The sequence below is a fragment of the Janthinobacterium sp. SUN128 genome, from assembly GCF_030587275.1.
In the GTDB taxonomy this organism is placed as follows: Bacteria; Pseudomonadota; Gammaproteobacteria; order Burkholderiales; family Burkholderiaceae_D; genus Janthinobacterium; species Janthinobacterium lividum.
The window spans coordinates 2,141,801-2,166,867 of sequence record NZ_JAPWHY010000001.1 but is presented as its reverse complement, the minus strand read 5'-3'; the positions used below and the strand labels follow the sequence as shown (position 1 = coordinate 2,166,867).

19 protein-coding genes are annotated in these 25,067 nt (G+C 64.8%); 16 read left to right on the top strand and 3 right to left on the bottom strand.

The genetic code is table 11. The features are described 5' to 3' along the window. Positions 1-111 precede the first annotated feature (111 nt). From O3297_RS09840 to O3297_RS09790, 11 genes are all read left to right on the top strand, one after another. Positions 112-3,624 carry an SdrD B-like domain-containing protein gene (locus O3297_RS09840; protein WP_305048551.1) on the top strand — a complete coding sequence of 1,171 codons (3,513 nt, stop codon included), beginning with the start codon at positions 112-114 and terminating at the stop codon, positions 3,622-3,624. 112 nt (positions 3,625-3,736) lie between these two features. Next, complete coding sequence (locus tag O3297_RS09835) at positions 3,737-4,402, top strand: PEP-CTERM sorting domain-containing protein (protein WP_305048550.1); 666 nt, start codon at positions 3,737-3,739, stop codon at positions 4,400-4,402. A 201-nt stretch (positions 4,403-4,603) separates the two neighbouring features. Continuing rightward, positions 4,604-6,769, top strand: coding sequence for a type I secretion system permease/ATPase (locus tag O3297_RS09830; protein ID WP_305048549.1), 2,166 nt, complete (start codon positions 4,604-4,606; stop codon positions 6,767-6,769). After that, positions 6,766-8,079 carry an HlyD family type I secretion periplasmic adaptor subunit gene (locus O3297_RS09825; RefSeq protein WP_034788545.1) on the top strand — a complete coding sequence of 438 codons (1,314 nt, stop codon included), beginning with the start codon at positions 6,766-6,768 and terminating at the stop codon, positions 8,077-8,079. The genes O3297_RS09830 and O3297_RS09825 overlap by 4 nt, the downstream gene beginning before the upstream one ends. 44 nt (positions 8,080-8,123) lie before the next feature. Next, the gene (locus O3297_RS09820) at positions 8,124-9,371 is read left to right on the top strand and encodes a TolC family protein (RefSeq protein WP_305048548.1); all 1,248 of its coding nucleotides are present in this window, start codon (positions 8,124-8,126) and stop codon (positions 9,369-9,371) included. 94 nt (positions 9,372-9,465) lie between these two features. Next, complete coding sequence (locus O3297_RS09815) at positions 9,466-10,743, top strand: lipoprotein-releasing ABC transporter permease subunit (RefSeq protein WP_305048547.1); 1,278 nt, start codon at positions 9,466-9,468, stop codon at positions 10,741-10,743. A 117-nt stretch (positions 10,744-10,860) separates the two neighbouring features. Continuing rightward, on the top strand, positions 10,861-12,120 hold the full coding sequence (locus tag O3297_RS09810) for a lipoprotein-releasing ABC transporter permease subunit (protein WP_305048546.1): 1,260 nt from the start codon (positions 10,861-10,863) through the stop codon (positions 12,118-12,120). A 16-nt stretch (positions 12,121-12,136) separates the two neighbouring features. Beyond that, positions 12,137-12,862, top strand: coding sequence for a lipoprotein-releasing ABC transporter ATP-binding protein LolD (lolD, locus tag O3297_RS09805; RefSeq protein WP_034788536.1), 726 nt, complete (start codon positions 12,137-12,139; stop codon positions 12,860-12,862). Between the two features lie 22 nt (positions 12,863-12,884). Next, on the top strand, positions 12,885-13,682 hold the full coding sequence (locus O3297_RS09800) for a TatD family hydrolase (protein ID WP_305049634.1): 798 nt from the start codon (positions 12,885-12,887) through the stop codon (positions 13,680-13,682). Positions 13,683-13,686: 4 nt separating this feature from the next. Beyond that, positions 13,687-14,928, top strand: coding sequence for a sorbosone dehydrogenase family protein (locus O3297_RS09795; protein ID WP_305048545.1), 1,242 nt, complete (start codon positions 13,687-13,689; stop codon positions 14,926-14,928). Positions 14,929-15,022: 94 nt separating this feature from the next. Continuing rightward, positions 15,023-15,496, top strand: a complete 474-nt coding sequence (locus O3297_RS09790) for a T6SS effector amidase Tae4 family protein (protein WP_034788574.1) — start codon at positions 15,023-15,025, stop codon at positions 15,494-15,496. Between the two features lie 3 nt (positions 15,497-15,499). On the opposite strand, the gene O3297_RS09785 is transcribed toward O3297_RS09790, so the two are convergent. Together O3297_RS09785 and O3297_RS09780 are read right to left on the bottom strand one after the other, a co-directional pair. Further along, positions 15,500-17,485 (bottom strand): helicase-related protein, encoded by a 1,986-nt coding sequence (locus O3297_RS09785; protein ID WP_305048544.1) that lies wholly within the window; start codon positions 17,483-17,485, stop codon positions 15,500-15,502. A gap of 85 nt (positions 17,486-17,570) precedes the next feature. Further along, complete coding sequence (locus tag O3297_RS09780; RefSeq protein WP_305048543.1) at positions 17,571-18,404, bottom strand: class I SAM-dependent methyltransferase; 834 nt, start codon at positions 18,402-18,404, stop codon at positions 17,571-17,573. Positions 18,405-18,588: 184 nt separating this feature from the next. Here O3297_RS09780 and O3297_RS09775 point away from each other — a divergent pair, with 184 nt between their 5' ends. Further along, the gene (locus tag O3297_RS09775; protein ID WP_305048542.1) at positions 18,589-21,024 is read left to right on the top strand and encodes a DNA internalization-related competence protein ComEC/Rec2; all 2,436 of its coding nucleotides are present in this window, start codon (positions 18,589-18,591) and stop codon (positions 21,022-21,024) included. 44 nt (positions 21,025-21,068) lie between these two features. Further along, positions 21,069-21,590, top strand: coding sequence for a GNAT family N-acetyltransferase (locus O3297_RS09770; RefSeq protein WP_151096045.1), 522 nt, complete (start codon positions 21,069-21,071; stop codon positions 21,588-21,590). 3 nt (positions 21,591-21,593) lie between these two features. Here O3297_RS09770 and O3297_RS09765 read toward each other — a convergent pair whose 3' ends face one another. Further along, on the bottom strand, positions 21,594-22,517 hold the full coding sequence (locus O3297_RS09765) for a LysR family transcriptional regulator (RefSeq protein ID WP_151096043.1): 924 nt from the start codon (positions 22,515-22,517) through the stop codon (positions 21,594-21,596). A gap of 151 nt (positions 22,518-22,668) precedes the next feature. Here O3297_RS09765 and O3297_RS09760 point away from each other — a divergent pair, with 151 nt between their 5' ends. From O3297_RS09760 to O3297_RS09750, 3 genes are read left to right on the top strand one after another with little or no spacing between them, the layout of a single operon-like run. Beyond that, positions 22,669-23,430, top strand: a complete 762-nt coding sequence (locus tag O3297_RS09760) for a TSUP family transporter (RefSeq protein ID WP_034784407.1) — start codon at positions 22,669-22,671, stop codon at positions 23,428-23,430. 21 nt (positions 23,431-23,451) lie between these two features. Continuing rightward, positions 23,452-24,147 carry an HAD family phosphatase gene (locus tag O3297_RS09755; protein WP_305048541.1) on the top strand — a complete coding sequence of 232 codons (696 nt, stop codon included), beginning with the start codon at positions 23,452-23,454 and terminating at the stop codon, positions 24,145-24,147. 58 nt (positions 24,148-24,205) lie between these two features. Beyond that, the gene (locus O3297_RS09750; RefSeq protein ID WP_305048540.1) at positions 24,206-25,006 is read left to right on the top strand and encodes an alpha/beta fold hydrolase; all 801 of its coding nucleotides are present in this window, start codon (positions 24,206-24,208) and stop codon (positions 25,004-25,006) included. Positions 25,007-25,067 lie beyond the last annotated feature (61 nt).

Below are 25,067 nucleotides of genomic sequence, written 5' to 3'. Positions count from 1 at the left end.
TGGAAGCCCACCTATGTATACATTCGCCGCTTTGCGCGGCCAGGCTGATTGCGCCCTGGCCCCCCGTATTTCCGCTCCTGCCGCCGCCGTGGCATGCCGTCAGGAGGCCGCATGACTACGTACAACCTGTCGACCACGGTCCACGTCTGCGAAGACATCAACAAGAATTTCGATATCCGCGACCTGCTGATCCAGGCCGGCTACTCGGTGCAAGGCGAACTGAATATCAAGAATTTTACGGTTTTGTTGCCGGACGATACGGAATCGACGGAGAACACGCCGCTGTTCGGCATGCTCGACGCGGACACCGTGTACGTGCGTCCCGGCGACTGGGCCGCCAACTACAACGGCAGCTTCTCGACCATCCAGGTAACGATCGACAAGGGCAATGGCGACATCGTCCAGCTGAGCCTGCAAGTCATCATCGATCCCGTCAATGACGCGCCCGATGCGGCCGACAAGACCTTCACGCTGGTCGACGGCGCCAGCGTCGTGCTGAGCGAAAGCGATTTCGGCTTCCACGACGACGTCGAGAACAACGACTTCAAGTCCGTCGTCATCACCAATACCACCACGGCGGGCCAGGTCTTGCTGAATGGCGTGGCCGTCGCGGTGGGCACGGAAATTTCCATCGACGATATCCGCGCGGGCCACCTGGTCTTCGTGCCGAGCCAGACCGTCGCTGGCGACTTCGACCTCGGTTTCAAGGTGCGCGATGATGGCGGCACGGAAGGCTGCAATGCGCAAGACCTGAGCCTGGCGCCCCATTACCTGACCTTCAAGGTGCCGATGGCCCACCTGGGCGATTTCGTGTGGGAAGACAAGAATGCCAACGGCGTGCAGGATGCGGGCGAGGCGGGCATCGCCAATGTAGTCGTGCAACTCAAGGATACGGCCGGCAATGTGGTGGCCTCCACCACGACGGACGCGACCGGCGGCTACCACTTCGACGTCAATCCGGGCACCTATTCGGTGACTGTGGTGGCGCCCGCCGGCTATGTGCCGACGGCAGCGAACCAGGGCGGCGATACGGGCAAGGACAGCAATATCGATGCCAGCGGCAAGATGGCGCCCGTCACCCTGGCGCCGGGCGAGACCAACCTGACCCTCGATGCGGGCCTGTACCGCACGGCCGAGCTGGGCGACCGGGTCTGGTTCGATACCAACAAGAATGGCGTGCAGGATGCGGGTGAAGCGGGCGCCGCAGGTGTGAAAGTAACCTTGCTCGATGCGTCGGGCAACGCCGTCGGCAGCCCGCTCGTCACGGATGCGAATGGCAACTATTTGTTCACGAATCTGAAGCCGGGCGCCTACAGCGTGCAGTTCGATAAAACCACCTTGCCAGCCGGCTACGCTTTTACGGGCCAGGACCAGGGCGGCGACGACCAGCGCGATTCCGATGCCAGCGCCATCGACGGCAAGACGGCGCAAGTGCTGCTTGCTTCCGGTGACAGCAACCATAGCCTGGATGCGGGCATCGTTGCGCTGCCGGCCTCCCTGGGCGACCGCGTCTGGCATGATGCCAACTTGAACGGCGTGCAGGATGCGGGCGAAGCCGGCATCGGCGGCGTCACGGTGCAGCTGAAAAACGCGGCCGGCAGCGTGATCGGCTCGACCTTGACGGACGCCACCGGCTATTACAACTTCAATGTCGATCCGGGTACGTATTCGATCGCCGTCGTCGCGCCGCCAGGCTATTTGACCACGGTCAAGGATGCGGGCGGCAATGATGCGCTCGACAGCGACATCAATGCCGCAGGCCAGAGCGGCCTGGTGACGGTTGCCGCCGGCCAGAATTACAAGGACCTGGATGCGGGCTTGTACAAAACGGCTGCCATTGGCGACCGCGTGTGGTTTGACGCCAACGGCAACGGCACGCAGGATGCGGGCGAAGCGGGTGTCGGCGGCGTGAAAGTCAATCTGTACAACGCCTCGGGTGCCGTGGTGGCCAGCGCCACCACGGATGCCAGCGGCAACTACCTGTTCAGCAACCTGGTCCCCGGCAATTACTATCTGGGCTTCGTGCCACCGGCCGGCTATACCTTCACCAAGGCGGATGTGGGCGGCTACGCCACCGATTCGGATGTCAATCCGGCCACCGGCCTCACCACTACCTGGATCGCGCTGAAATCGGGCGACGTCCAGCTGGAGTGGGATGCCGGCCTGGTCAAATGCGCGCCTGTCACCGGCAGCATCGGCGACCGCGTGTGGGAAGACAATAACTACAACGGCGTGCAGGATGCGGGCGAACTGGGCGTGGCGGGCGTGAAGGTCAACCTGCTCAATGCCAGTAACCAGATCATCGCCACGACAACGACGAATGCCAGTGGCAATTATCTGTTCGATAAGCTGGTCGCCGGCGGCTACAAGGTGGAAGTCGTCCGTCCATCGGGCTTCTATTACACCAAGGCCAATGTGGGCAGCGACACGGCCGATTCCGACGTCGATACGAGCACGGGGCGTTCCGGCCTGATCAACCTGGCCGCCGGCCAGAACGACATGAGCTGGGATGCGGGCATCTACCGCAAGGCCAGCCTGGGCGACAAGGTATGGCGCGACGCCGACCATGATGGCGTGCAGGACTACAACGAGGCAGGCATCGCCAACATCAAGGTGCAGTTGTACTCCGGCAGCGGCGCTTTGCTGGCTACCACCTACACGAATGCCAGCGGCAACTATCTGTTCAGCAACCTCGATCCGGGCAGCTATTCGCTCAAATTCGACAAGAGCAATGTGATGCATGCCGGTTACGCCATGAACAGCTGGCGCTGGGGCGCCAAGAACGTGGGCAGCAATGACAACATCGATTCCGACGTCAACAGCAACGGCACCCTGTCCAACGTGGTCTACACGGATATCCTGAAGCTGGCGTCGGGCCAGAACGACATGAGCTGGGACGCGGCCATCACGCCCATCGTGATCGACCTCAACGGTGACGGCGTGCACACGATCGCCCGCGCCGACTTCCACGGCAGCTTCGACTTGCTGGGCACGGGCAGCGCCATCCAGACGGGCTGGGTCTCGGCTCAGGACGGCTTGCTGGCCATCGACAGCAATGGCAATGGCAAGATCGACAATATCTCGGAACTGTTCGGCGGCAACGAGAAGGGCACGGGCTTTGCCAAGCTGTCCAGCTATGACTCGAACGGCGACGGCGTGGTCGATGCGCACGATGACAAGTTTGCCGAATTGCGCATCTGGCGCGACGCCAACAGCAATGGCGTGACGGACGATGGCGAGCTGATGTCGCTGCACGACGCCGGCGTAGCCAGCCTGGCGGTGAGCTACACGGAACTGCCGTTCCTCGACGCCAACAGTAATCTGCACCTCGAGCGCAGCAGCGCCACCCTGGCCGACGGCAAGACGGTCGACATGACGGACGTGTATTTCAACGTCGACGCCAAGGATGCGGCCAAGGCCGGCATCACCTTGCCGAGCATGGCCGACCTGCTGCGCGACGACAGCACGCTCGACGTGGTGCTGGGCCAGGACGGCACGGTCAACACGGTCGCTGCCGCCCAGGCAGCTCCGGCCGCCGAAGCCCAGGCCCAGTGCGAGATGGCCGAAGCCTTGCGCCGCGCCATGGCCCATGTGAATGCCCAGCCCCAGGAAATGGCTGCCTGATGTCCCTTGCCGGGCCGTAATCCTGCCCGGCAATGCCGCACCGGCGCACCCGTCACGGGGCGCCGGCGCTTTCCACACTTACATCTTACATAACAGAAATAGGGAAACCACCATGAAACAATCCATGCACCTGCTCGTTCGCGGCGCCATCGCCGCAGCCACGTTCGCCCTCGCCAGCGGCAGCGCCCTGGCCGCCTCCAACCTGCAAGTCGTCGATTCGCACAGCGTCAGCCTGTTTACGGCTGCCGGCGGCGCTTTCGGCTCGGGCAACGCCATCTCGCCGACCTTGTGGGAAGTCAAATACGACAGCAACACTTTCCTGGCGTTTTGCCTCGATCCCCATGTCGCAGTGAGCAATAGTTCGAACAGCTACAGCAGCGGCGCCTTTGCCGCCAGCGATTCCGTCAAGCGCCTGTATGAAGGGTATTACGCCTCGTCCATCGCGAATGTGTCGACCAGCGCCAACAGCGCCGCCGCCTTCCAGCTGGCCCTGTGGGAATTGAATAACGACAACACGAACCTGCTGACGGGCGACTTGCGCTTCAAAAACCTGAGCAATGCCGTCGTCAGCCAGGCCAACTCCATGCTGGGCGTTGCCACGGGCAATGGCGCCATCCAGAACCTGTACAGCTACACGAGCTTGACGAGCGTCAACCCGGCTTCGCAAACCTTGCTCAGCGTGTCGCCGGTGCCGGAAGCGCAAACCTGGGCCATGCTGGTCGCGGGCCTGGGCCTGCTGGGCTTCATGGCGCGCCGTCGCAGGGCTGGCGCAGTATAAATCGGCAGCAGTGGTATTGACTTGGTAGTTTCTGCTGCGGTGCGTCCGTCAAGACGCACCGCAGTTTTTATTTTTTCACAACATCATTCTGAATAGCTGTTATTACTATGGCACAATGTTTCTGCAAACCACCACTGCGCGACCTTGACAATAGTTCCTCACTGTTCATTGCAACTGTCTGAGATCGGATTTGAGCTCATCATGACGCCACCTTCTGCCGCGCACGCCGCCGTCGACGCTTCCCCATCCACCGCCTGCGCTGACACGCTTGCCGACGCCATCGTCTTCCTGGCCCGCCTTCTTGGCACCGGCGTGCAAGCCGAGCGCCTGCGCGCCAGCGTGACCGCGCATGGCGACCCGGCCGCCGCCGATTTTCTCGACCAGGCGCTCAGCCATGCCAGCCTGGCCGGCACCGCGCTGCCCATGGACAAGCCGCGCCGTCCGACGGAAATGCCGGCCTTGCTGCTCAATGGGGAAGGGCGGGCGCTGGTGGTGCTGAGCATTGCCGATGGTAAATATGAATGCCACGTGCCCGGCATCGCCGGCACCTCCTGGCTCGATGCGGCCGCGCTGGCCCAGGAAGTGCCCGCCGGGCGCTGGGTGGCCGTGCGGCCCGTGATGTTTTTCGACCAGCGCAGCTTGCTCTACAGCATGCCCGTGGCGGGACGCTGGTTCTGGGATGTCTTCAACCGCAACCGCTGGGTATTTCGCTGGGCCCTGCTGGGCACGCTGGTGCTGAACGTCATCGGCGCGCTGGTGCCATTCTATGCGATGGCCGTGTATGACCGCGTGATCCCGAACAATGCCACGTCCAGCCTGTGGGTGCTGACCATTGCCGTGGTGGTGCTGACGGGCTTCGAACTGGCTCTGCGCCTGCTGCGCGGCGAACTGGTGGAAACGGCGTCGCGCCGCATGGACGTGGCGCTCTCGTCGAACATCTTCGCCCAGTGTCTGCGCCTGCGCGCGGCCAGCCGTCCCGCTTCCGGGGGAACTTTGGCCAATACCGTGCGCGATTTCGAATCCGTGCGCGAATTCTTTGCCTCGACCACCCTGACGACCCTGGGCGATTTGCCGTTCCTGCTGCTGTTCCTGCTGGTCATCGCCTTTGTCGGCGGCTGGCTGGTGCTCGTGCCGCTAGCCGTCATCCCGATCCTGCTGCTGGTGGCCTTTGCCTCGCGCGCCGCCCTGGCGCGCCACGTAGCCGCCTCGATGCAGGAAAGCGCGCAGCGCACGGCACACCTGTTTGAAACCATGAATGGCCTCGACACCATCAAGGCGCTGGGCGCCGAAGCCTGGAGCCGGCGCAAATGGGAAAGCCTGACGGTGGCCATCGCCGCCAACAGTGTCGAGACGCGCGAAATCGTCAGTCGCGTCAACTACATCAACACGGCCGTGCTGGCCCTGTCCGGCGTGGCCGTGGTGGCCACGGGCGCCTTGCTGATGGGCGAACACCTGCTGACCCTGGGCCAGATCATCGCCGTGAGCATGCTGACGGGACGCGCCCTGGCGCCCGTGAGCCAGATCGCGGGCCTGATTATGCGCTGGGAACAGACCAAGCTGTCCTACCACGCGCTGAACAAGATCATGGAAGCGCCGACCGATGACGACGTGGCCAGCCTGCAGGCGCCCCCGCTGTCGGGGCGCATCGAGTTCCGCGACGTGGGCTTTGCCTACCCGAATTCGCCGCCGCTGCTGGATAAACTGAACCTGCACATCCGTCCCGGCGAACGGGTGGGCGTGATCGGCAAGCTCGGTTCCGGCAAGAGCACCTTGCTGCGCTTGCTGCTGAACCAGTATGGTCCGCAAAGCGGCAGCGTACTGTTCGACGACCTGTCCAGCACCCAGCTGGAGCCTTTGAGCCTGCGCCGCCAGATCGGCTACGTGCCGCAGGACGTGACCCTGTTCCACGGCACCCTGCGCGAAAACATCGAACTGGGACGCAGCCAGCCCGACGATGCGGCCCTGCTCGATGCCATCCGCCTGGCCTGCCTCGATGACATCATCACCCAGCTGCCCAACGGCGTGGCGACGGAAGTGGGCGAACGGGGCGAACGCCTGTCCGGCGGCCAGCGCCAAGCCGTGGCCATGGCCCGCGCCTTGCTCGTGAAACCGCCCATGCTGCTGCTCGATGAGCCGAGCAGCATGTTCGACCCGGCCACCGAGCAGCGCCTGATCGCCCGCCTGCGTACCTTAAAGGATACGACCATCGTGCTCGTCACGCACCGCATGGCCATGCTGGCGCTGGTGGACCGCCTGATCGTCTTCGACAAGGGGCGCATCGTGGCCGACGGCCCGCGCGATGAGGTCATGCGCGTGCTCAATAGCCAGGCAGCCAAGCCTGCGGTGGAACAGGGAGCCACGGCATGAGCGCCCTGAACGCCCGTCCGCTGCCGGCGGCCCACCCGGACCCGGAACGCGAACCGCAGCGCATCGTCATGCGCATGCTGGCGCTGATCGCCGTATTGCTGGTGCTGGTGCTGGCCTGGGCCACCTTCGCCCAGCTCGACGTGTCCGTGAATGGACGCGGCGCCATCACGCCGCCGTCGCACCTGCAGGAAGTGCAAAGCCTGGAAGGGGGCATCGTGCGCGAAATGCTGGTGAAGCCGGGCCAGCGCGTGCGCCGCGGCGACTTGCTGCTGCGCCTGGACACGGCCCAGTACGAGGCCAACCTGGGCGCCAGCGTGCAGAATCGCCTGGCCGCGCTGGCGGGCAGGGCGCGCCTCGATGCGCTGCTGTCCGGTGGTACTCCCCGGTTTGCGCCGGAATGGCAGAAAGAGGCGCCCGAGCTGATCGCCAAGGAAACGCAGTTGTGGCGCGATGGCCAGCGCGAGTTTGCGTCGGCCACGGCGGCCGCGCGCGAAGGCGTGACGCGGCGGCGCGGCGAGCTGGCCGAGGCGCACAGCCGCATCGCGCAACTCGATACGGGCTTGAAGATCGCGCTGGAAAGCCTGTCGATCGAGGAACGCCTGTTCAAGGAGGGCGCCGGTTCGCGCGGCGACTACCTGAATGCGCAGCAGCGCGTGCAGCAGCAGCGCACGGAACTCGACAGCCTGCGCGCTTCCGTGCCGCGCCTGGCGGCCACCCTGGCCGAGGCGCAGGCGCAGGCCGGCGAAGTGGAAGCGCGCATGCGCGGCCAGTGGGGCGCCCAGCGCAGCGAATATGAAACCAAGGCGGGAGCCCTGGCCAGCACCGTGAAAGGCCAGCAGGACCAGGTGAGCAGGCGCGATGTGACGGCGCCCGTCGACGGTGTCGTCAACCGCGTGCTGGTGGCGACGGTCGGCGGCGTGGCGCAGCCGGGCAAACCTATCCTGGAAATCGTGCCCGCCGATTCGGAAATGCTGATTTCCGTGCGCGTGAAACCGTCGGACATCGGATTTATCCACGTGGGGCAGCGCGCTTCGGCCAATGTGCTGGCGTATGACGCCACCACCTATGGACGCATGCAGGCGCAGGTGGTGCGCGTGGGCGCCGATGCGATTCCCGATGAACGCAACGAGCCGTATTTCGAGGTGCAGCTGAGTACCGACCGCAGCCAGTTGACGGCGCACGGCAAGGTGCTGCCGATTACGCCTGGCATGCCCGTCGACGTGGGCATCCTGACGGGGCGCCGCTCGGTGCTGCAATATGTGTTCAAGCCCGTGCTGCGCGGCTTGCAGTCTTCCCTGCAGGAGCGGTGATGCGTGCTTTTTTACTTTGCATGGCATTCGCCTGCGCAAACGCGGTGGCCCAACCGGCACCGCCGGCCACTTTCCAGGCGCAGTCCACGCGCGGCTTGCCCGCCTTGCTGGCGCGCGCCGTGCCGCGCGACCCGCAGGTGATCGCGGCGCAGGCGGCGCTGGCCACCACCGAAGCGCGCTACAAGCAGGCCCGCTCGCGGCTGTTCCCGACCGCGGCGCTGCAGGCGACGCGGGGGCGCAGCAATGACCTCGATGGCGCGCTGGACGTGGAACGGCGCACGCACCAGGTGGAAGCGAGCGTGCGCTGGAATGTGTACAACGGCGGCGCCGACCGCGCCGAACTCGATGCGGCCGAGCGCGAAATGGCGGGCGCCGCCTTCGACGTGGAGCGGGCACGCGCGGAAAGCGCGGAAAAACTGGCCGAAGCGTATTTCGACATGCAGCGCCTGGAACGCAGCCTGATGCAGTCGCAGGAACGCCTGCGCGATGTGACGCAGCTGGTGCGGCAGGTGACGCGCCAGGCGGAACTGGGCAAATCGTCGGAAGTGGACCGCGAACTGGCGCAAAGTTCGCAGCTGGACGCGGAACTGGTGCACGACGGCTTGCTGACGGACCAGCAGGCGGCGCGCATCAAGCTCGAGGCGCTGGCCTTCGAGCCGGTGGCGCAGTTTGCCGATTTCGCCTTTGCGCCGCTGCCGGCGCAGGCCCTGGAAAACGCCGATACGCAGCAGGCGCAGTTGCGCGCCGCGCGCGAGCGGGCGGCGGCGGCCCAGCTGCGCGTGCGCGGCGTGGCGGCCACCCTGGCGCCGAAAGTGGACCTGAACGTCAGCCATCTGCTCAATAACAAGACCACGCCGCCGCCCTCGACCATCCAGCAGCGGGGCTGGTCGGTGGGCGTGAGCTGGGAATTCCCGCTCGGCGGCGGCAGCCTGGCGCAGCGCGACGAGAGCATCAGCCGCGCCCAGGCGGCCGATGCGGACGTGGCGCGCGCCGAGCAGGGCACGCGCGCCGACCTGGCCAGCATGCTGCCGCGCATCGCCAATGCGCAGCGCACCCTGTCCCTGCTCGACGAGCAGGAAAGGAAGTTGGCCTTCGTCGTGCGCGGCGGCACCATCCAGTACGAGGCGGGACGGCGCAACCTGCAGCAGGTCATCCAGACGCGCGACAGCTATTTCACGGTGCAGCAGCGGCGCATCGACCAGCTGCACCGTCTGACCCTGGCGCAGATGCGCCAATATGCGCTGGCGGGGCAGCTGCTGGCCGTGTTCGGCCTGGCGCAGGAGGAAAAATAGGGCCGGCGTGCGCTGTTTCACGCAGACTTGATGCATGAAATGCCCATTGTGTGGCACACTGCGCGCTCGCATATCATCGTTGTCGCGGGAGCGCATGAGCATCATCAAACAATTTCCCTTCGAGTGGCAGGTCGGCGTGCGCTATACGCGCGCCGGGAAACGCAGTGGCCGCAACAGCTTCATTTCCTTCATCTCCCTCATTTCCGTGGCCGGCATCGGCCTGGGCGTGGCCGCCCTGATCGTCGTCCTGTCTGTCATGAACGGCTTCCAGAAGGAAGTCACGGACCGCCTGATGTCGGTGCTGGCCCATGTCGAGGTGTTCGATACCAGCGGCTCCATGTCGAACTGGCAGGCGCAGGAGCGCGCCGCCTACGCCAACCCGCAAGTGAAGGCCGTGTCGCCGTTCGTGGAAACCCAGGGCATGCTGCTGAACGACGAAACCATGCGCCCGTCCGTCGTGCGCGGCGTGCTGCCGCAGCAGGAGGCCACCGTCTCCAGCGTGGCCTCCCAGATGAAGCAGGGCAGTTTCAATGATCTCACGCCAGGTTCCTATAACATCGTGCTGGGCATCGACCTGGCCAAGGCCCTCGATGTGAAAGTGGGGCAGAACGTCACGCTGATGCTGGAACGCGAGCCGAGGGCGGGCGACCCGGCCAATGGCATCGTCATGCCGCGCATGCGCGCGCTCAAAGTCGCCGGCATCTTCGAGGCAGGTCACAATGAACTCGATGGCAGCCTGGCCTTCGTCAACATGCAGGACGCGGAGCAGCTGCTGCAGCTCGACGGCCCGTCCGGCCTGCGCTTGCGCCTGCACGACATGAACCAGGCGCCGCAGGTGGCGCGCGAACTGAAAGCCTCTATGCCGGGCCAGCTGTGGATGCGCGACTGGTCGCGCGCCAGCGCCAGCTGGTATGCGCTGGTGCAAAGCCAGAAGAACATGATGTTCATCATCCTCAGCATGATCATCGCCGTGGCCGCGTTCAACCTCGTCTCGACCCTGGTGATGTCGGTCACCGACAAGCAGGCGGACATCGCCATTCTGCGCACCCTGGGCGCCTCGCCGTTCTCCATCATGAAGATCTTCATGATCCAGGGCGCGCTGGTGGGCTTGCTGGGGAGTGCTTTGGGCGTGATCGGCGGCGTCGTGCTGGCGCTGAACGTGGGCGTCATCGTGCCTTTCATCGAAGGCATCTTCGGCCTGCACTTCATCTCGAAGGAAATCTACCAGATCAGCGCCGTGCCGTCCGACGTGCATTGGCTGGACGTGGCGCAGATCGGCCTGATCGCCTTTGGCCTGGCGCTGGTGGCGACCATCTACCCGAGCTGGCGCGCCGCGCGGGTCAAGCCGGCCGAGGCATTGCGGTATGAATAACAAAGTTAACCCTGAAGCAGAACCTGGGGTCGGACCCTCAGGGTCCGACCCCGGCACTTCGCCGTTGGGGCGGCACAGTGGCATGTCGCTTACACAAGAATCAATCACTTCACAAGCATGTTAAAAAATATTCCCTTCGAATGGCTGGTTGGCCTGCGCTACACGCGGGCCGGCAAGCGCAGTGGCCGCAACAGTTTTATCTCCTTCATCTCCCTCATTTCCATGGCCGGCATCGGCCTGGGCGTGGCGGCGCTGATCGTCGTGCTGTCCGTGATGAACGGTTTCCAGAAGGAGGTGACGGACCGCATGCTGTCCGTGCTGGCCCACGTGGAAGTGTTCGACAACAGCGGCAGCATGCCGGACTGGCGCGCGGAAGCGGCGCAAGCTTTTAAAAACCCGGCCGTGAAGGGCGCGGCGCCGTTCGTGGAAACGCAGGGCATGCTGCTGCGCGACGATGCGCTGCGTCCCGCCATCGTGCGCGGCGTGCTGCCCGAGGAAGAGCCGAACGTTTCCGACGTGGCCGGCCAGACGCGCATGGGCAGCTTCAAGGCCCTGCAGCCAGGCACCTTCAATATCGTGCTGGGCATCGAGCTGGCGCGCGCCCTGCGCGTCAACCTCGGCGAAAAAGTGACGCTGATGCTGGCGCAAGGCCAGGTCACGCCGGCCGGCGTGCTGCCGCGCATGCGCAGCTTTACCGTCAGCGGCATCTTCCAGGCGGGCCACAATGAATTCGACGCCGGTCTGGCCTTCATCAATATCGAAGACGGCCAGCGCCTGCTGCGTCTCGATGGCCCGTCCGGCCTGCGTTTGCGCCTGGCCGACATGAACCAGGCGCCGCAAGTGGCGGCGGAACTGAAAAAAACCATGCCGGGCGACCTGTGGCTGCGCGACTGGTCCAAGCTCAATGCCAACTGGTTCGCTGCCGTGCAGACGGAAAAGCGCATGATGTTCATCATCCTGACCCTGATCATCGCGGTGGCCGCCTTCAACCTGGTCTCGACCCTGGTGATGACGGTGACGGACAAGCAGGCCGATATCGCGATTTTGCGTACCCTGGGCGCGTCGCCCCGATCCATCATGAAAATATTCATGATCCAGGGCGCGCTGGTGGGCATCCTGGGCACAATTCTGGGCGTGGGCGGCGGCGTGCTGGTGGCCATGAACATCGACGTCATCGTGCCCTTCATCGAGCATTTGCTGGGGGTGCAGTTCCTCTCCAAGGACATCTATTTCATCAGCACCGTGCCGTCCGACCTGCGCTGGCCCGACGTCACCAAGATCGGCGTGCTGGCCGTGATCCTCGCCTTTTTGGCGACCCTGTACCCAAGCTGGTGGGCCGCCCGCGTCAAACCTGCGGAAGCCCTGCGCTATGAATAAACCACTGACTACGACCATGACCGATCTGAACAAACCTGCCTCCAATGGCGCTTCCGCCGATTCTGCCGTGCTTTCCTGCCGCGGCCTGGGCAAGACTTTTACGCAGGGCAGCTACAAGGTGCAGGTGCTGGCCGGCATCGACATCGACGTCCACCGCGGCGAGCGGGTCGCCATCGTCGGCGCCTCCGGTTCCGGCAAATCGACCCTGCTGCACCTGCTGGGCGGCCTCGATACGCCCACCAGCGGCAAGGTGACCCTGCTGGGCAAGGACTTCGCTAACCTCAGCGAAAAGGCGCGCGGCGACTTGCGCAACGCCTCGCTGGGTTTCGTCTACCAGTTCCACCACCTGCTGCCCGAGTTTTCCGCGCTGGACAACGTCGCCATGCCTTTGATGATACGGCGCATGAAGCGCGCGCCGGCCACCGAGCTGGCGCAGCAGATCCTCACGCGCGTGAACCTGGCCAAGCGCGTCACGCACACGCCGGGCGAGTTGTCGGGCGGCGAGCGCCAGCGCGTGGCCCTGGCCCGCGCCCTTGTCACGCAGCCGGCCTGCGTGCTGGCTGACGAACCGACGGGCAACCTCGATCACGCCACGGCCGAACAGATTTTCGACCTGATGCTGGAATTGTCGCGCACCCTGGGCACGGCCTTCGTCATTGTCACGCACGATATCGAGCTGGCCAAGCGCTGCGACCGCGTGCTGCGCCTGACGGACGAAGGGCTGCAGCCTTATCAATACTGAGCAATACCAAGGAGCCGCCATGCTGTGGATCGACACGCACTGCCACCTCGACGCGCATGAATTCGGCAGCGAATCGCTGCAGGTGGCGGCGCGCACGCAGCAGCAGGACGTGGCGATGATCGTCATTCCCGCCGTCGAACGGGCCAATTTCGCCATCGTGCGCGACCTGGCGGCTGCGGCGCCCAACGCCTGCTATGCGCTGGGCATCCACCCGATCTACGTGCCGCACGCCACGGAAGACGATTTGATCGCCCTGCGCGAGGCCGTGGCCCTGGCGATGAACGACCCGCGCTTTGTCGCCATCGGCGAAATCGGCCTCGATTTCTTCATCCCCATGCTGTGCGAGCCGGCCATGCGCGCCAAGCAGGAGCATTTCCTGCGCGAGCAGCTGAGAATCGCCCGCGACTTCGATTTGCCCGTGCTGGCCCACGTGCGCCGCTCGCAGGACATCGTCCTCAAACACGCGCGCCAGATCCGCCCGAACGGCGGCATCGCGCACGCGTTCAACGGCAGCTTCCAGCAGGCGCAGGGCTATATCGACCTCGGTTTCAAGCTCGGTTTCGGCGGCGCCATGACGTTTACCCGCGCGCTGCAGATACGCCGCATGGCCACGGACCTGCCTTTGGATGCCATCGTGCTGGAGACGGATGCACCCGACATTTCCCCCAGCTGGATCCACCCGGGCCGCAACAGCCCCGAAGAATTGCCGCGCATTGGCGCCGTGCTGGCCGAGCTGCGCGGCCTGGCATTGGCCGACGTGGCCGTTGCCACCAGCGCCAATGCGCGCGCCGTGATGCCCCGATTACCCCTGATGGAATGAGACCATGAACAAGAAAATGCTCGCGGGCGCCCTGGCAGCCTGTATGTCCACCGTGTTGGCGCCCGCCATGGCGGCGACGGCCAGCGCCCAGTGCGACGGTATGCCGCGCCTCGACGTCACCACGCCGGCCGGCTTTTGCGTGGCCGTGCTGGCCGACGGCCTGAAATTCCCCCGTGGCGTGCTGCCGCTGACGAATGGCGACATCCTCGTCACGGATATGACGGGATGGGCGCCGAAGCAGGGTAAATTGTGGCTGTTGCAGCCCAAGGCGGCCGGTGGCGGCTACGAGCGCAAGCTGCTGCTCGACAAGCTCGATCGGCCGAACGGCATCGTGCAGGGGCCGGACGGCATGGTCTACGTGGGCGAGGTGGGGCGCATCTTCCGCTTCGACCTGCGCGATACCACGCGCACCCTCACCGACGTGATCGGCGGCAAGGCCAAGACGCCGCGCCTGCCGGGCCTCGGTCTGCACCTGCTGACGAACATGCGCTTCAGCCCCAAGGGCGACCTGTATGTGAACGTGGGTTCCAGCACCGACCATTGCGAGAATGATGGCAAGGCGCCCGATCCGGCCAAGGCTTGTCCTTCGGCGGAAGGCCTGGAAGCGCTGGGCGCCATCCGCGAATACACGATGGCCTGGCCGGCCGGCACGGTGACGAGCTGGCGCACGCATGCGCGCGGCTTGCGCAATTCGATGGCGCTGGCTTTTCACCCTGCGACGGGCGAGCTGTGGCAGGCGGAAAACTCGCGCGACGCCATCCAGGCCGCCATGCCGCAACTGAAAAGCGACGAGAACCTGCCGCACGAAGAACTGAATTTGATCAAGGCAGACCGGCACTACGGCTGGCCGTACTGCTACGACGACAATGTGGCCAGTCCCGAATATCCGAAGACGGCTTGCGACGCCCAATATGCGGCGCCGGAGCGTTTGCTGCCCGGCCATGCGGCCCCGCTGGGAATGACTTTTTACACGGCCAGCCGCTTCCCTGCGTTGTACAAAAATAGCCTGATCATCGGCTACCACGGCTACCGCAGCAACGGCCACCGCCTGGTGGCCCTGCTGCCCGACAAGGCCGGCGCGCCGCTGGGCAAGTCCGTCGACTTGATCAGCAACTGGGAACGCAAGGGCAAGCAGGGCAGGGGCGCGCCCGTCGACGTGAAGCAGGGGCAGGATGGCGATATCTATATGGCCGATGACCATAATGGGCTGGTGCTGAAGCTGCATTACGAGGTGGCCAAGCCGTAATGCAGATCGCTTGACTTCGCTCAGTGCGGGGCTGCGGCATCCTCCTACAATCTGCCTGATGTGCCCTGGCGACCAGGGGCAAAGGGAGGTCGGCGTGAAACCTGCATTCATCAATCTGCGTGAAAATTACTCGAGCGTGGCGGCCGTCGACCAGGCAGCCCTGTTCCGCGAAATCGGCTGGGAAGACTTGATCGGCAAGGACAGTTTCGCCAACACCTGCGCCATCCGCGTCAGCCTGGCCCTGATCAAGGCCGGCGTCCAGGTCAGAGGCCGCATGGCCATCCGCAAGGGGCCGTTCAAGGGCGCGCTGATCGAACCAGGGCAGGCCAAGCTGGCGCACATGCTGGCCAGCCCCTCGATGTTCGGCGCGCCCGAAAAATTCAGCCGGGATGCCGCCATGGCCGGCATCGGCCAGCGCCAGGGCCTGGTCGCCTTCTTCCGCATTCCCGGCTACCTGGGCGGCGCGGGCGGCCATATCGACATCCTGCTGCCGTCCATCGGCGTGAAGGTGTGCGGCACCGAATGCTACTGGGATTGTGGCGAGGTCTGGTTCTGGCCGCTCGGTTGAGGCTTATTTGAACTTCTTCGAGCGTCCGCGCGAAGCCGCATTGTGCGCGCGCAGGATGGAGTCGACCCGTTCCGACGCATCGCGCGACAGGTTTTGCGCGACGGCGATATCGGGGAAGAATTCGGGCAGGCGGTAGCTGAGCCAGGCATACGCGGAATAGTAGCGGCAGGTGTCTTCCACCTGCTGCAGATTCTGCGTGCCGCCGCCGTACGCGTGCTGGCGCAAGGTGCTCGTTTTTCCCTGCGACAGATTCTTCGCCCAGTGCTCCCACGCCGTTTGCAAGGACGGCACCTTGCTCGATATCGGCACCAGCGACAGAGTGAACTTGTCGGCCACGGACAGGGGCAGAGTGTCGAGCCAGACGGCGCGCTCCTTCTGGTCTTCCGTGATGCGGGGGAAGAAAAAGCCGTCCGGCACGTCGATATTGTGGATGAAGCGGCGCAGCAGTTTTGACAGCGACAGTTCGCCCGTCACGGACGAAATGCGGTGCAGATGTTCGAGCGACGGCGCCACGGCAAAGCCGCTGGTGTTCAGCGGATGCAGCTTTTCCTTCAACAGGGCGCGCATCACTTCATGCGTTTCGTTGTCGTAGCCGGCCACCAGGCCCTCTTCATGCACGCCGTAGCGGCCCGCGCGTCCGGCGATCTGGCGCGCCAGCGCGGCTGAAATCTCTTCCTCTTCGCGGCCATTGTATTTGACGCAGGTGGTCATGACGATGCGCGCGATCGGCATGTTCAAGCCCATCGCCAGCGCATCCGTGCCGACGACGATATCGGCCGTGCCGTCGCGGAAGCGCTGCGCCTGCGCGCGCCGCACTTCCGGCGACAGGTTGCCGTAGACGGTGGCCACTGACAGCCCCGTTTCCGTGATCATGTCGCGCCACATCAGCACTTCGCGGCGGGAAAAGGCGATGACGGCGTCGCCGCGGCGCAGGTTGCGCACCTTGCGCACGGCGTTCGGCTCCATCGACAGGGGCGCCATGCGTTTGAGTACGTGCACTTCCAGCGGGCAGTCCAGGCGCTCGGCCAGCGCCTCGATGGCGCGCCGCGCTTCGGGTGCCCCCACCAGATAGACGGTGTGGGCGGGCGCGCCGCAGACGGCGGCCGTCCACGCGGCGCCCCGGTCCGGGTCGGCCAGCATCTGGATTTCATCGATGACGGCCACTTCCACGACGGTTTTCGTGTCCAGCATTTCCACCGTGCTGGCCACGTGCGTGGCGCCGTCAACGACCCTGCGCTCCTCGCCCGTGATCAGGCTCACGGCCAGCGGCTTGCCATGCGGCGCGGCTTCCTGCAGGCGTTCGTAGTTTTCCAGGGCCAGCAGGCGCAATGGCGCCAGATAGATGCCGCTCTTTGCCTTCACCAGCGCTTCCATGGCGCGGTGCGTCTTGCCGGAATTGGTGGGGCCCAGCAGGGCGATGAAGCGGCGCGGCAGGCGGCGCGCCATATCGAACGAGGCTGGATACTCGGCCAGGTTGATGCTCTGGCGCGTGCGCGCCGCGTGCTGTTCTTCCTGCTGGCGCTCGATGGCGTGATTGAAACGCTGGCGGATGCGGTCGAACACCATGCCGGCCGGCTCCGACGTCTGCATGTCGGCCAGGGTATGCAGGAAAACCATCGGGTCCGTGTCGACGTCTTCGCTCAGTCCCGCGATATCAGCGACGAAATCGATCACGTGCTGGCGCAGCTCTTCGAAGACGGCCGCGCTGGCCCGTTCACGCACCAGTGCCAGCTTGGTTTCGCGGTCCATCTTGCGCCACTTGGCCGGCCGCGCCAGCACGCCCTGGCTTGGTACCAGCGCATACGGCACCACCAGATGGCCCGCTTTGACCACGCCGGAAAAGCGCACGAAGACGCGGCCTTCCATCTTCACGAGGCGGATATGCTCGGCCAGTTCCCCCAGTTCCGCTACCAGGGTGGCATCGTTATTGTCTTCGCTGCTGTCGGAAATGTCGGTGGAAGTATCGGGAGGAAGTGCGGAGGAAGTCATGTCGTGCCTGGGTGTAGAAGTAAGCGAGGCCGATTATACCGTCGATGGGGGCGACCCGTGGTGGCCGGGCCTGGTGCTTGCATGTTCAGGCGGTACGCGCGCGCACCAGGCGCAGGCCCCAGCCCGTGGCGATCTTGCCATCGCTGTCTTGCAGATGCGCTGCGGCATCCAGGAACGCGCCGCGCAGGCGCTGCCTGGCGCCATCGTCCAGGCGGTCGATATCGTAGGTGTCCAGCAGGGCCGTCCACAGTTCGCCCGGCGTGGGCGTCCATGGGACATCGATGTCGTCGACTTCAACGTCTGCGAAACCGGCATCGAGCAGTTCCCGCCAGCCGGCTTCGGAGCCCGTGCGGCGATCGCCGAAGCGCAGCGGCGGCAGCTCGGTGCTGGCGATCGGCTTGAACACGCGCATGAAAACGTCGTTCACTTCGCCCAGCAAGAACGTCCGGCCGACGATGGCCGCGAACTGGCCGCCGTGGCGCAGCACGCGGCGGATTTCACGCATGACTTGTTCGATGTCGTCCATCAGCATCAGCGCCATGTGCGAGACGAGATAATCGACGCTGGCCGATGGCAGGTCGAGAGCCTGGCCCCGGCCTTGCAGCAGATGCACGGACGGGGGCAGGGCGGCGCGCGCGGCGGCCAGTTCAGCCTGGCTCATGTCGACGCCGAGCAGTTGCAGCCGGGACTGCCGCCGGGCTGCCAGCAAGCCCAGCAGATGGCCGTCGCCGCAGGCCAGGTCGAGCACGCTCAATGGCGTGTCCACGGCCGGTACCAGGCTGGTCAGCACGTCGTAGGACGAGGCCCAGCTGCCGGCGGGGGAACTGGCCGGCAGGTGGCCAAACGCGGTGCTGGTCACGCCGACTTGCCTTTGATGAAAGTCCTGTAAGTAGGTTTCGGCCGCTGTCAGTAGGGTCATGCAAGGTCCGCAAAGTCGTGGCGCCTTTGCGCCGGATGGCCATCTTAGCATGCGGAAAGTTTCGCCAGCGGTGGTGGGGGATGGCGTGACTGAACGTTCTTATTCAGGGCACCATTGCGCCAGATCAGACGGTAAAGAGTGGAAAGGGGGCACAGTTGCTGAGCCTTTTTCGCAGCGAGCTCCCATGCGCACCCTGATACTCGGCTTTGCCGCTGGCGCCGCCTGGTTGCAGACGCAGGCAAGCTTGCCGCCGTATGGGGGCGTGTTGCTGTGGGTGACCGCTGGCGTGTCGCTGCTGGCGGCACTGCTGCTGTGCCACCATGCGCGCTGGCGTTCCTGGTGGCATTCCACTGTCGCGCTTGTCGCTGGCATGGGACTGGGCTTTTACTGGGCCGCCTGGCTGGCCCAGGCCGCCATGGCGCCGCAACTTGCGCTGGCTGATGAAGGCCAGGACATTGTTGTCACGGGTACGGTAGCCAGCCTGCCGTACCGCTTCGAGCAGGGCGTGCGCTTCAATTTTGCCGTGGAGAAGGCTGTTGGGGCGAAGGTGCCGCCCCTGATCGCCCTGTCTTGGTACGCAGGTTTTCGTGATGAAGTGACGAACGATGTGGGCGACGTGCAGCCTGGCGAACGCTGGCGCCTGACGGTGCGCTTGCAGCGTCCGCACGGCAATGCGAACCCGATGGGTTTTGACTACGAGGCGTGGCTGCTGGAGCAGGGCGTGCGCGCCACGGGCTATGTGCGGCCGCAGCCGCGCGCCGATACGCCGAACGTGCGCCTGACCGCCTTCGTGCCCGGCTTCGGCAACGTGGTGGAGGCCAGCCGCGCGGCATTGCGCGCGCGCATCGTGCGCAGCCTGGACGGAAAACAGTATGCGGGCGTGATCGTGGCGCTGGTGGTGGGCGACCAGCGCGCGATTCCCCAGTCGGACTGGCAAGTGTTCAACCGCACTGGCGTGAGCCATCTGATTTCGATATCCGGCCTGCACATTACCATGATCGCGGGACTCTTTGCGCTTGGTGCCGGCACGCTGTGGCGGCGCTCGTTTTTTACCGGCTGGCAGTTGCCACTGCGGCTGCCGGCGCAAAAGGTGGCGGCGCTGGCCGGCGCGCTGGCGGCATTTTTGTATGTGCTGCTGGCCGGCTTTGGCGTGCCCGCGCAGCGCACCTTGTATATGTTGCTGGTGGTGGCGCTGGCCCTGTGGCTGGGACGTATCACCAGCATCGTCCATATCCTGTGCCTGGCGCTGGGCGTGGTCGTGCTGCTCGATCCGTGGGCCGTGCTGTGGCCCGGCTTCTGGCTGTCGTTCGGCGCCGTCGCCACCATGTTGTACGCAACGGCAGGGCGCACCACGGCGTCCATGCCGCCGCAGGCCGGACGCTGGCGCCGTTTGCGTGCTGCCGTGGCGCTGGGCGCGCACACGCAGTATGTGGTGACGGTGGGACTGGTGCCGTTGACGATGCTGCTGTTCTCGCAAGTGTCGCTCGTGTCGCCTGTCGCCAATGCGCTGGCCATTCCCGTCATCAGCCTGCTCGTCACACCCTTGTCGCTGGCTGGCAGCCTGCTGCCAGCGCCCCTGTCTGACGGATTGCTGCTGCTGGCGCATGCCATCGTGCAGATGCTGGCGCAGGTGCTCGAATGGCTGGGCGCGCGCCGCTTTGCCGTGTGGACGGCGCCCGCGCCGCCAATGTGGAGTTTTTGCTGGGCATTGTTTGGCACGGCCTGGCTGCTGGCGCCATGCGGCTGGCCGCACCGCTGGGCGGGCATGCTGGGCTGGCTGCCGCTGCTGACGGCCTTGCCGTCCAGTCCGCCACCGGGTGGCATGTGGGTGACGGCCTTTGACGTGGGGCAGGGCATGGCCGTGCTGGTGGAAACGCATGGTCACCGCCTGCTGTACGACACGGGGCCCGCCTACAGCCTCGATTCCGATGGCGCCAGCCGGGTCATCGTGCCTTATCTGCGCGCACGCGGCATAGCCAAGCTGGACGGCGTGATCATTTCCCACAGCGACCTCGATCACGCCGGCGGCGCCATGTCTCTGTTGGAGAACGTGCAAGTGGGCTGGCTGGCCTCGTCGCTGTTCGATGGCCATCCGGCCGTCGAGGCGCGGCGGGAGTTGCACAAACCCTATCTGCACTGCATGGCGGGCCAGGGCTGGACGTGGGAAGGCGTGCACTTCGCCATGCTGCACCCGCTGCCCGCCAGCCATACCGACATCAGCTTGACGCCGAACGCCCGCAGTTGCACCGTGAAAATCACGGCAGGCAAGCACTCGATCCTGCTGGCTGGCGACATCGAAGCGGCGCAAGAGGCGCAATTGCTGGCGCGCTCGGCGGAGGGCGAACTGGCCGCCGACGTATTGCTGGCGCCCCATCATGGCAGCGGCACCTCGTCGACACAGGCGTTCTTGAACGCCGTCCATCCCGATCTGGCGATTTTCCAGGTGGGACACAGGAACCGTTATAAGCATCCGAAGGCGCAGGTGTATGCGCGCTATGGCGAGATGGGGATTGCGCGGCTGCGCACGGATGTGGAAGGAGCGGTGGTGCTGGCGTTTGGCGATGGTATCGGCGTGACCTTGTATCGGGCCAGCCGGCCGCGTTACTGGCATGGGCGCTAGCGCTTTCATGCTACGCTCCCGCAACATCGTCCCAGGAGTCCAGATTGCGCCATTCCAGCCACCCTTATCTTGTCAGCACGGCCCAGGCCGCCGACATCGACTCCATCACAGTCTTGCTGCAAGCCAATTCCCCCTCGCAGGGCGGCAGTCTGACGGGCGAGTTTTCACGCGACAAGGTGGCCAGCATGGCGGATGGCGCGTCGCCCGTCATCGTGGCGCGGCGCGTAGCGGACGGACCTGTCGTTGGCGTGTTGTTCAGCGCGGCGCCAGCCGCTGCGCAGGCGCCCGTGGTATTGGCCATGCTGGCCGCGTATGCGGGCAGTGGCAACGCCTATGTGTACGGCCCCGTCTGCATTGCGGATTCGGAGCGGGGGCAGGGTTTGCTGGCGCTGCTGTACTCTGCCATGCGCGAGCAGCATGGGGGCGCCGAGGCGGTGCTGTTCATCCGGCGCGACAATCCAGGTTCGCTGCGCGCGCATGAACGGCTGGGCATGTATGAGGTGGCCGCTTTTGACTTCGATGGCGCGCAGTTTGCCGTGTATAGCGATGCTATCGTCGGGAAATAGTCCTTAAATTACACGTTCATCCGGTATTTCCAGCCCCCGCTGCCGCACATACTCCAGAAACAGCCGCGCCCCCTTGGCCATGCGCGAGGTGCCATACACGGCGTGGATGCTGGGGTCCAGCTCCTTCGACGACGTGAGACGGTAGGCCGTGCAGACGCGGCGCAGTGCGCCGGAGGCCACGGCCGGTTCCGCCAGCCAGCTGGCCAGACGCACGATGCCGGCACCTTCCAGTGCGGCCTGGAAGGTGGCGATGCCGGAGGTGAAGCGGAAACGCGGTTGCACCTGGTAGCGCACGTTGCGCTCGCTGGAAACGAAATGCCAGTCGCGCAGGATGCGGGGGGCCGAGTGCATGATGATGTCGTGGCCGGCCAGCTCTTCGGGTTCCCCGGGCGCGCCCATGCGCTCGATATAGTCGGGCGAGGCATACATGTAGCGGCGGTAATTCCACAGGGGATAGCCGATCAGCTCGCTCGACTGGGGAAACGCGCCGCGGATGGCGAAGTCCAGCTTTTCCTGGATGGGGTCGATCGATTTGTCCGAGAAGTGGATGTCCACCGACACGTTCGGGTAGTCGCGCGAAAATTGCGCCACCACTTTCGGCAAGAATCCCAGCGACAGGATTTCCGGTGCCGAGAGGCGTACCCAGCCTTGCGGCGAATTGCTCAATTCCGCTAATTGGTCTTCCGCCTCGGCTTGCGTTTCCAGCAAGTGCTTGGCCGACGCGTAATACGTTTCGCCGGCCGTCGTCAGGGTGAACTGCTTTTGCGTGCGCAGGATCAGCTCGGCGCCGATGGCGTCTTCGAGGAACTGGATGGCGCGCGTGACGGCCGACGGCGAGCGTCCCAGCATGCGCGCCGCGTGGATGAAGCTGCGCTTTTCGACCACGGTGCAGAAGGCGCGGATCTCCCACATCAGTTTCATCGACATCGTGCGGCTCCCGGCAAAAGAGGCCAGTAGACCGTATGGGGCGCATTCCGTCAAGCGTTACACCTGATTGCGTTTTCCGCAATATGAAGTTGCATCCGGAAAAATTCACGGCGCCTATACTGCCGCTGTCGCCCATTCCTTACTGCCTATCATGCTGACCATCTCGCTGCTGTGTTTATTTGCCTTCTTTGCCGGCTTGATCGATGCCGCCGTGGGCGGGGGCGGGCTGATCCAGCTGCCGGCCCTGTTCAACCTGATGCCGAACATGGCCTCGACCTCCTTGCTGGGCACGAACAAGCTGGCGTCGGCCTGCGGCACCACGTTTGCCGCCCGCTCGTTTGTCGGCAAGGTGCACATTCCCTGGCTGCTGGTGCTGCCGGCCGTGGCCAGCGCTTTCGTCATGTCCTTCATCGGCGCGGCCGCCGTGTCCTACGTGCCGCAACAGGTGGTGCGCCCCATGGTGCTGGTATTGATCATCATCATGGCCATCTACACCTTCATCAAGAAGGATTTCGGCACGACGCGCGAAGCGCGCCCCATCGGATCGCGCGAACGCATCCTCGCCATCGTCATCGGCGGCGCCATCGGCTTTTATGACGGCCTGTTCGGGCCGGGCACGGGCAGCTTCCTGATTTTCCTGTTCATCCGCGTCTTCGGCTTCGATTTCATCCTCGCCTCGGCCTGCTCGAAACTGGTGAATATCGCCACCAACGTGGCCGCGCTGGCCTTCTTCATCCCTGCCGGCCACGTGGTGTACGCCGTGGCCGCACCAATGGCTGTGTGCAATATCCTGGGCGCGCTGACGGGCACCTGGATCGCCGTGCGCCGCGGCGCCGCCTTCGTGCGCATCCTCTTCCTCGTGCTGCTGGTGCTGCTGATCGTCAAGTTGTCCTACGATATCTTCTTCAAGTAAGTTTTTGAACGACAACAAGCCATGAAAACCATCCAGGGCGTGCTGTGGGACAACGATGGCGTGCTGGTCAACACCGAGCAGCTGTTTTACGAAAGCAACCGCGACTTGCTCTTGCCCTACGGCATAGACCTGACGCCGAAGCAATTCTTTGACTGGTTCCTGGACAATAACTACGGCGCCTGGCATGTGCTGCTGGGGCAGGGCCACGCCATCGAGCTGGTCGAGCGCCTGCGGGCCGAGCGCACCGTGCTGTTTGCGCAACGCCTGCGCCAGGCGCGGCAGCTGGCCATGCCCGGCATCGGGCCAGTGCTGGCGTCGCTGCGCCCGCACGTGGCGATGGGCGTCGTCACCAGCGCGTATGCGCAGCACTTTGACATCAGCCATGCGGGCACGGGCTTGCTCGGCCACTTCGACTTCGTGCTGACGCGTGAAATGTATGGCGAAAGCAAGCCGGCGCCCGACGGCTACCAGCTGGGCTTGCAGCGCCTGGGCCTGCCCGCCGCCGACTGCGTGGCCGTGGAAGACTCGCCGCGCGGCTTGCGCGCCGCTAACGCGGCCGGACTGGAATGCATCGTCGTGCGCAATCCCATGAACCGTCATTACGCGTTCGACGATGCTTTTTGCGTCGTGGATTCAAACGCGGAGCTGGGCGAAGTGCTGGCGGCGTTCGTGCCCGGCATGGCCCATGCGCCCCGGCAATTAGAGTCCTTCCTCTGATACGTCTTGCCGGCATGCCATTACAATTGTCTATCGCATTCACCGGCACCGACCCACGATGACCCTCCCGCAACTGCACTTTGCCCACGCCAACAGTTATCCTGCCGGCACTTACCGCAAGCTGTTTGGCTTGCTGGGCCAGCATTACACCGTGCAGGCGCTCGACATGCATGCGCACGACCCCGCTTACCCCGTCAGCACGGGCTGGCCCGAGCTGGTGCGCGAGTATATCGATGAGCTGGAGCGCCGCTACAGCGCGCCCGTGATTCTCGTCGGCCATTCGCTGGGCGGCATGCTCAGTGTGATGGTGGCCAAGCAGCGGCCCGACCTGGTGCGCTGCGTGGTCTTGCTCGATTCGCCCGTGGTGGCGGGCTGGCGCGCCTTGCTGGTGCGGCTGGCGCGCAACACGGCGCTGGGCGAGCGGTTCTCGCCGTCACGTTTTTCCGCCCGGCGGCGCAAGCTGTGGCCGGACGCGCAAGCCGCATATGAACACTTCGCGGCCAAGGACATGTTCGCCATCTGGGCGCCGCATGTGTTGCGCGACTACATCGACAGCGGCCTGGTTCCCCATCCGGAAGGGGTGCAGCTGCGCTTTACGCGCGAAGTGGAAACGCAGGTCTACCGCAGCCTGCCGCACCACATCGGCGGTCTCGTCAAGGACGGTTTTCCTGTTCCCATCAGTTTTATCGGCGGCACGGAATCGGTGGAATGCCGGCAAGCGGGCTTGAAGGCCACGCGCAAGCTGGTCGGCAAGTTTTTCCGCCAAGTGCCGGGCGGGCATCTGTTTCCCATGGAAAACCCGGAACTGACGGCGCAAGTGGTGCGCGAGATGATCACGGCATTGCTGGCGAAGCAATAGAATATCGCCAAGGATTTTCAGGGGATGGGGCCAACAACGGCGGATTTTCGCGTAAAATCCT

What these genes read in the sequence shown, in the direction of transcription:
- O3297_RS09840 (WP_305048551.1), top strand. Translation starts at nt 112, where the DNA reads ATGACTACGTACAACCTGTCGACCACGGTCCACGTCTGCGAAGACATC.
- O3297_RS09835 (WP_305048550.1), top strand. Translation starts at nt 3,737, where the DNA reads ATGAAACAATCCATGCACCTGCTCGTTCGCGGCGCCATCGCCGCAGCC.
- O3297_RS09830 (WP_305048549.1), top strand. Translation starts at nt 4,604, where the DNA reads ATGACGCCACCTTCTGCCGCGCACGCCGCCGTCGACGCTTCCCCATCC.
- O3297_RS09825 (WP_034788545.1), top strand. Translation starts at nt 6,766, where the DNA reads ATGAGCGCCCTGAACGCCCGTCCGCTGCCGGCGGCCCACCCGGACCCG.
- O3297_RS09815 (WP_305048547.1), top strand. Translation starts at nt 9,466, where the DNA reads ATGAGCATCATCAAACAATTTCCCTTCGAGTGGCAGGTCGGCGTGCGC.
- O3297_RS09810 (WP_305048546.1), top strand. Translation starts at nt 10,861, where the DNA reads ATGTTAAAAAATATTCCCTTCGAATGGCTGGTTGGCCTGCGCTACACG.
- lolD (WP_034788536.1), top strand. Translation starts at nt 12,137, where the DNA reads ATGACCGATCTGAACAAACCTGCCTCCAATGGCGCTTCCGCCGATTCT.
- O3297_RS09795 (WP_305048545.1), top strand. Translation starts at nt 13,687, where the DNA reads ATGAACAAGAAAATGCTCGCGGGCGCCCTGGCAGCCTGTATGTCCACC.
- O3297_RS09785 (WP_305048544.1), bottom strand. Translation starts at nt 17,485, where the DNA reads ATGACTTCCTCCGCACTTCCTCCCGATACTTCCACCGACATTTCCGAC.
- O3297_RS09780 (WP_305048543.1), bottom strand. Translation starts at nt 18,404, where the DNA reads ATGACCCTACTGACAGCGGCCGAAACCTACTTACAGGACTTTCATCAA.
- O3297_RS09775 (WP_305048542.1), top strand. Translation starts at nt 18,589, where the DNA reads ATGCGCACCCTGATACTCGGCTTTGCCGCTGGCGCCGCCTGGTTGCAG.
- O3297_RS09765 (WP_151096043.1), bottom strand. Translation starts at nt 22,517, where the DNA reads ATGTCGATGAAACTGATGTGGGAGATCCGCGCCTTCTGCACCGTGGTC.
- O3297_RS09760 (WP_034784407.1), top strand. Translation starts at nt 22,669, where the DNA reads ATGCTGACCATCTCGCTGCTGTGTTTATTTGCCTTCTTTGCCGGCTTG.
- O3297_RS09755 (WP_305048541.1), top strand. Translation starts at nt 23,452, where the DNA reads ATGAAAACCATCCAGGGCGTGCTGTGGGACAACGATGGCGTGCTGGTC.
- O3297_RS09750 (WP_305048540.1), top strand. Translation starts at nt 24,206, where the DNA reads ATGACCCTCCCGCAACTGCACTTTGCCCACGCCAACAGTTATCCTGCC.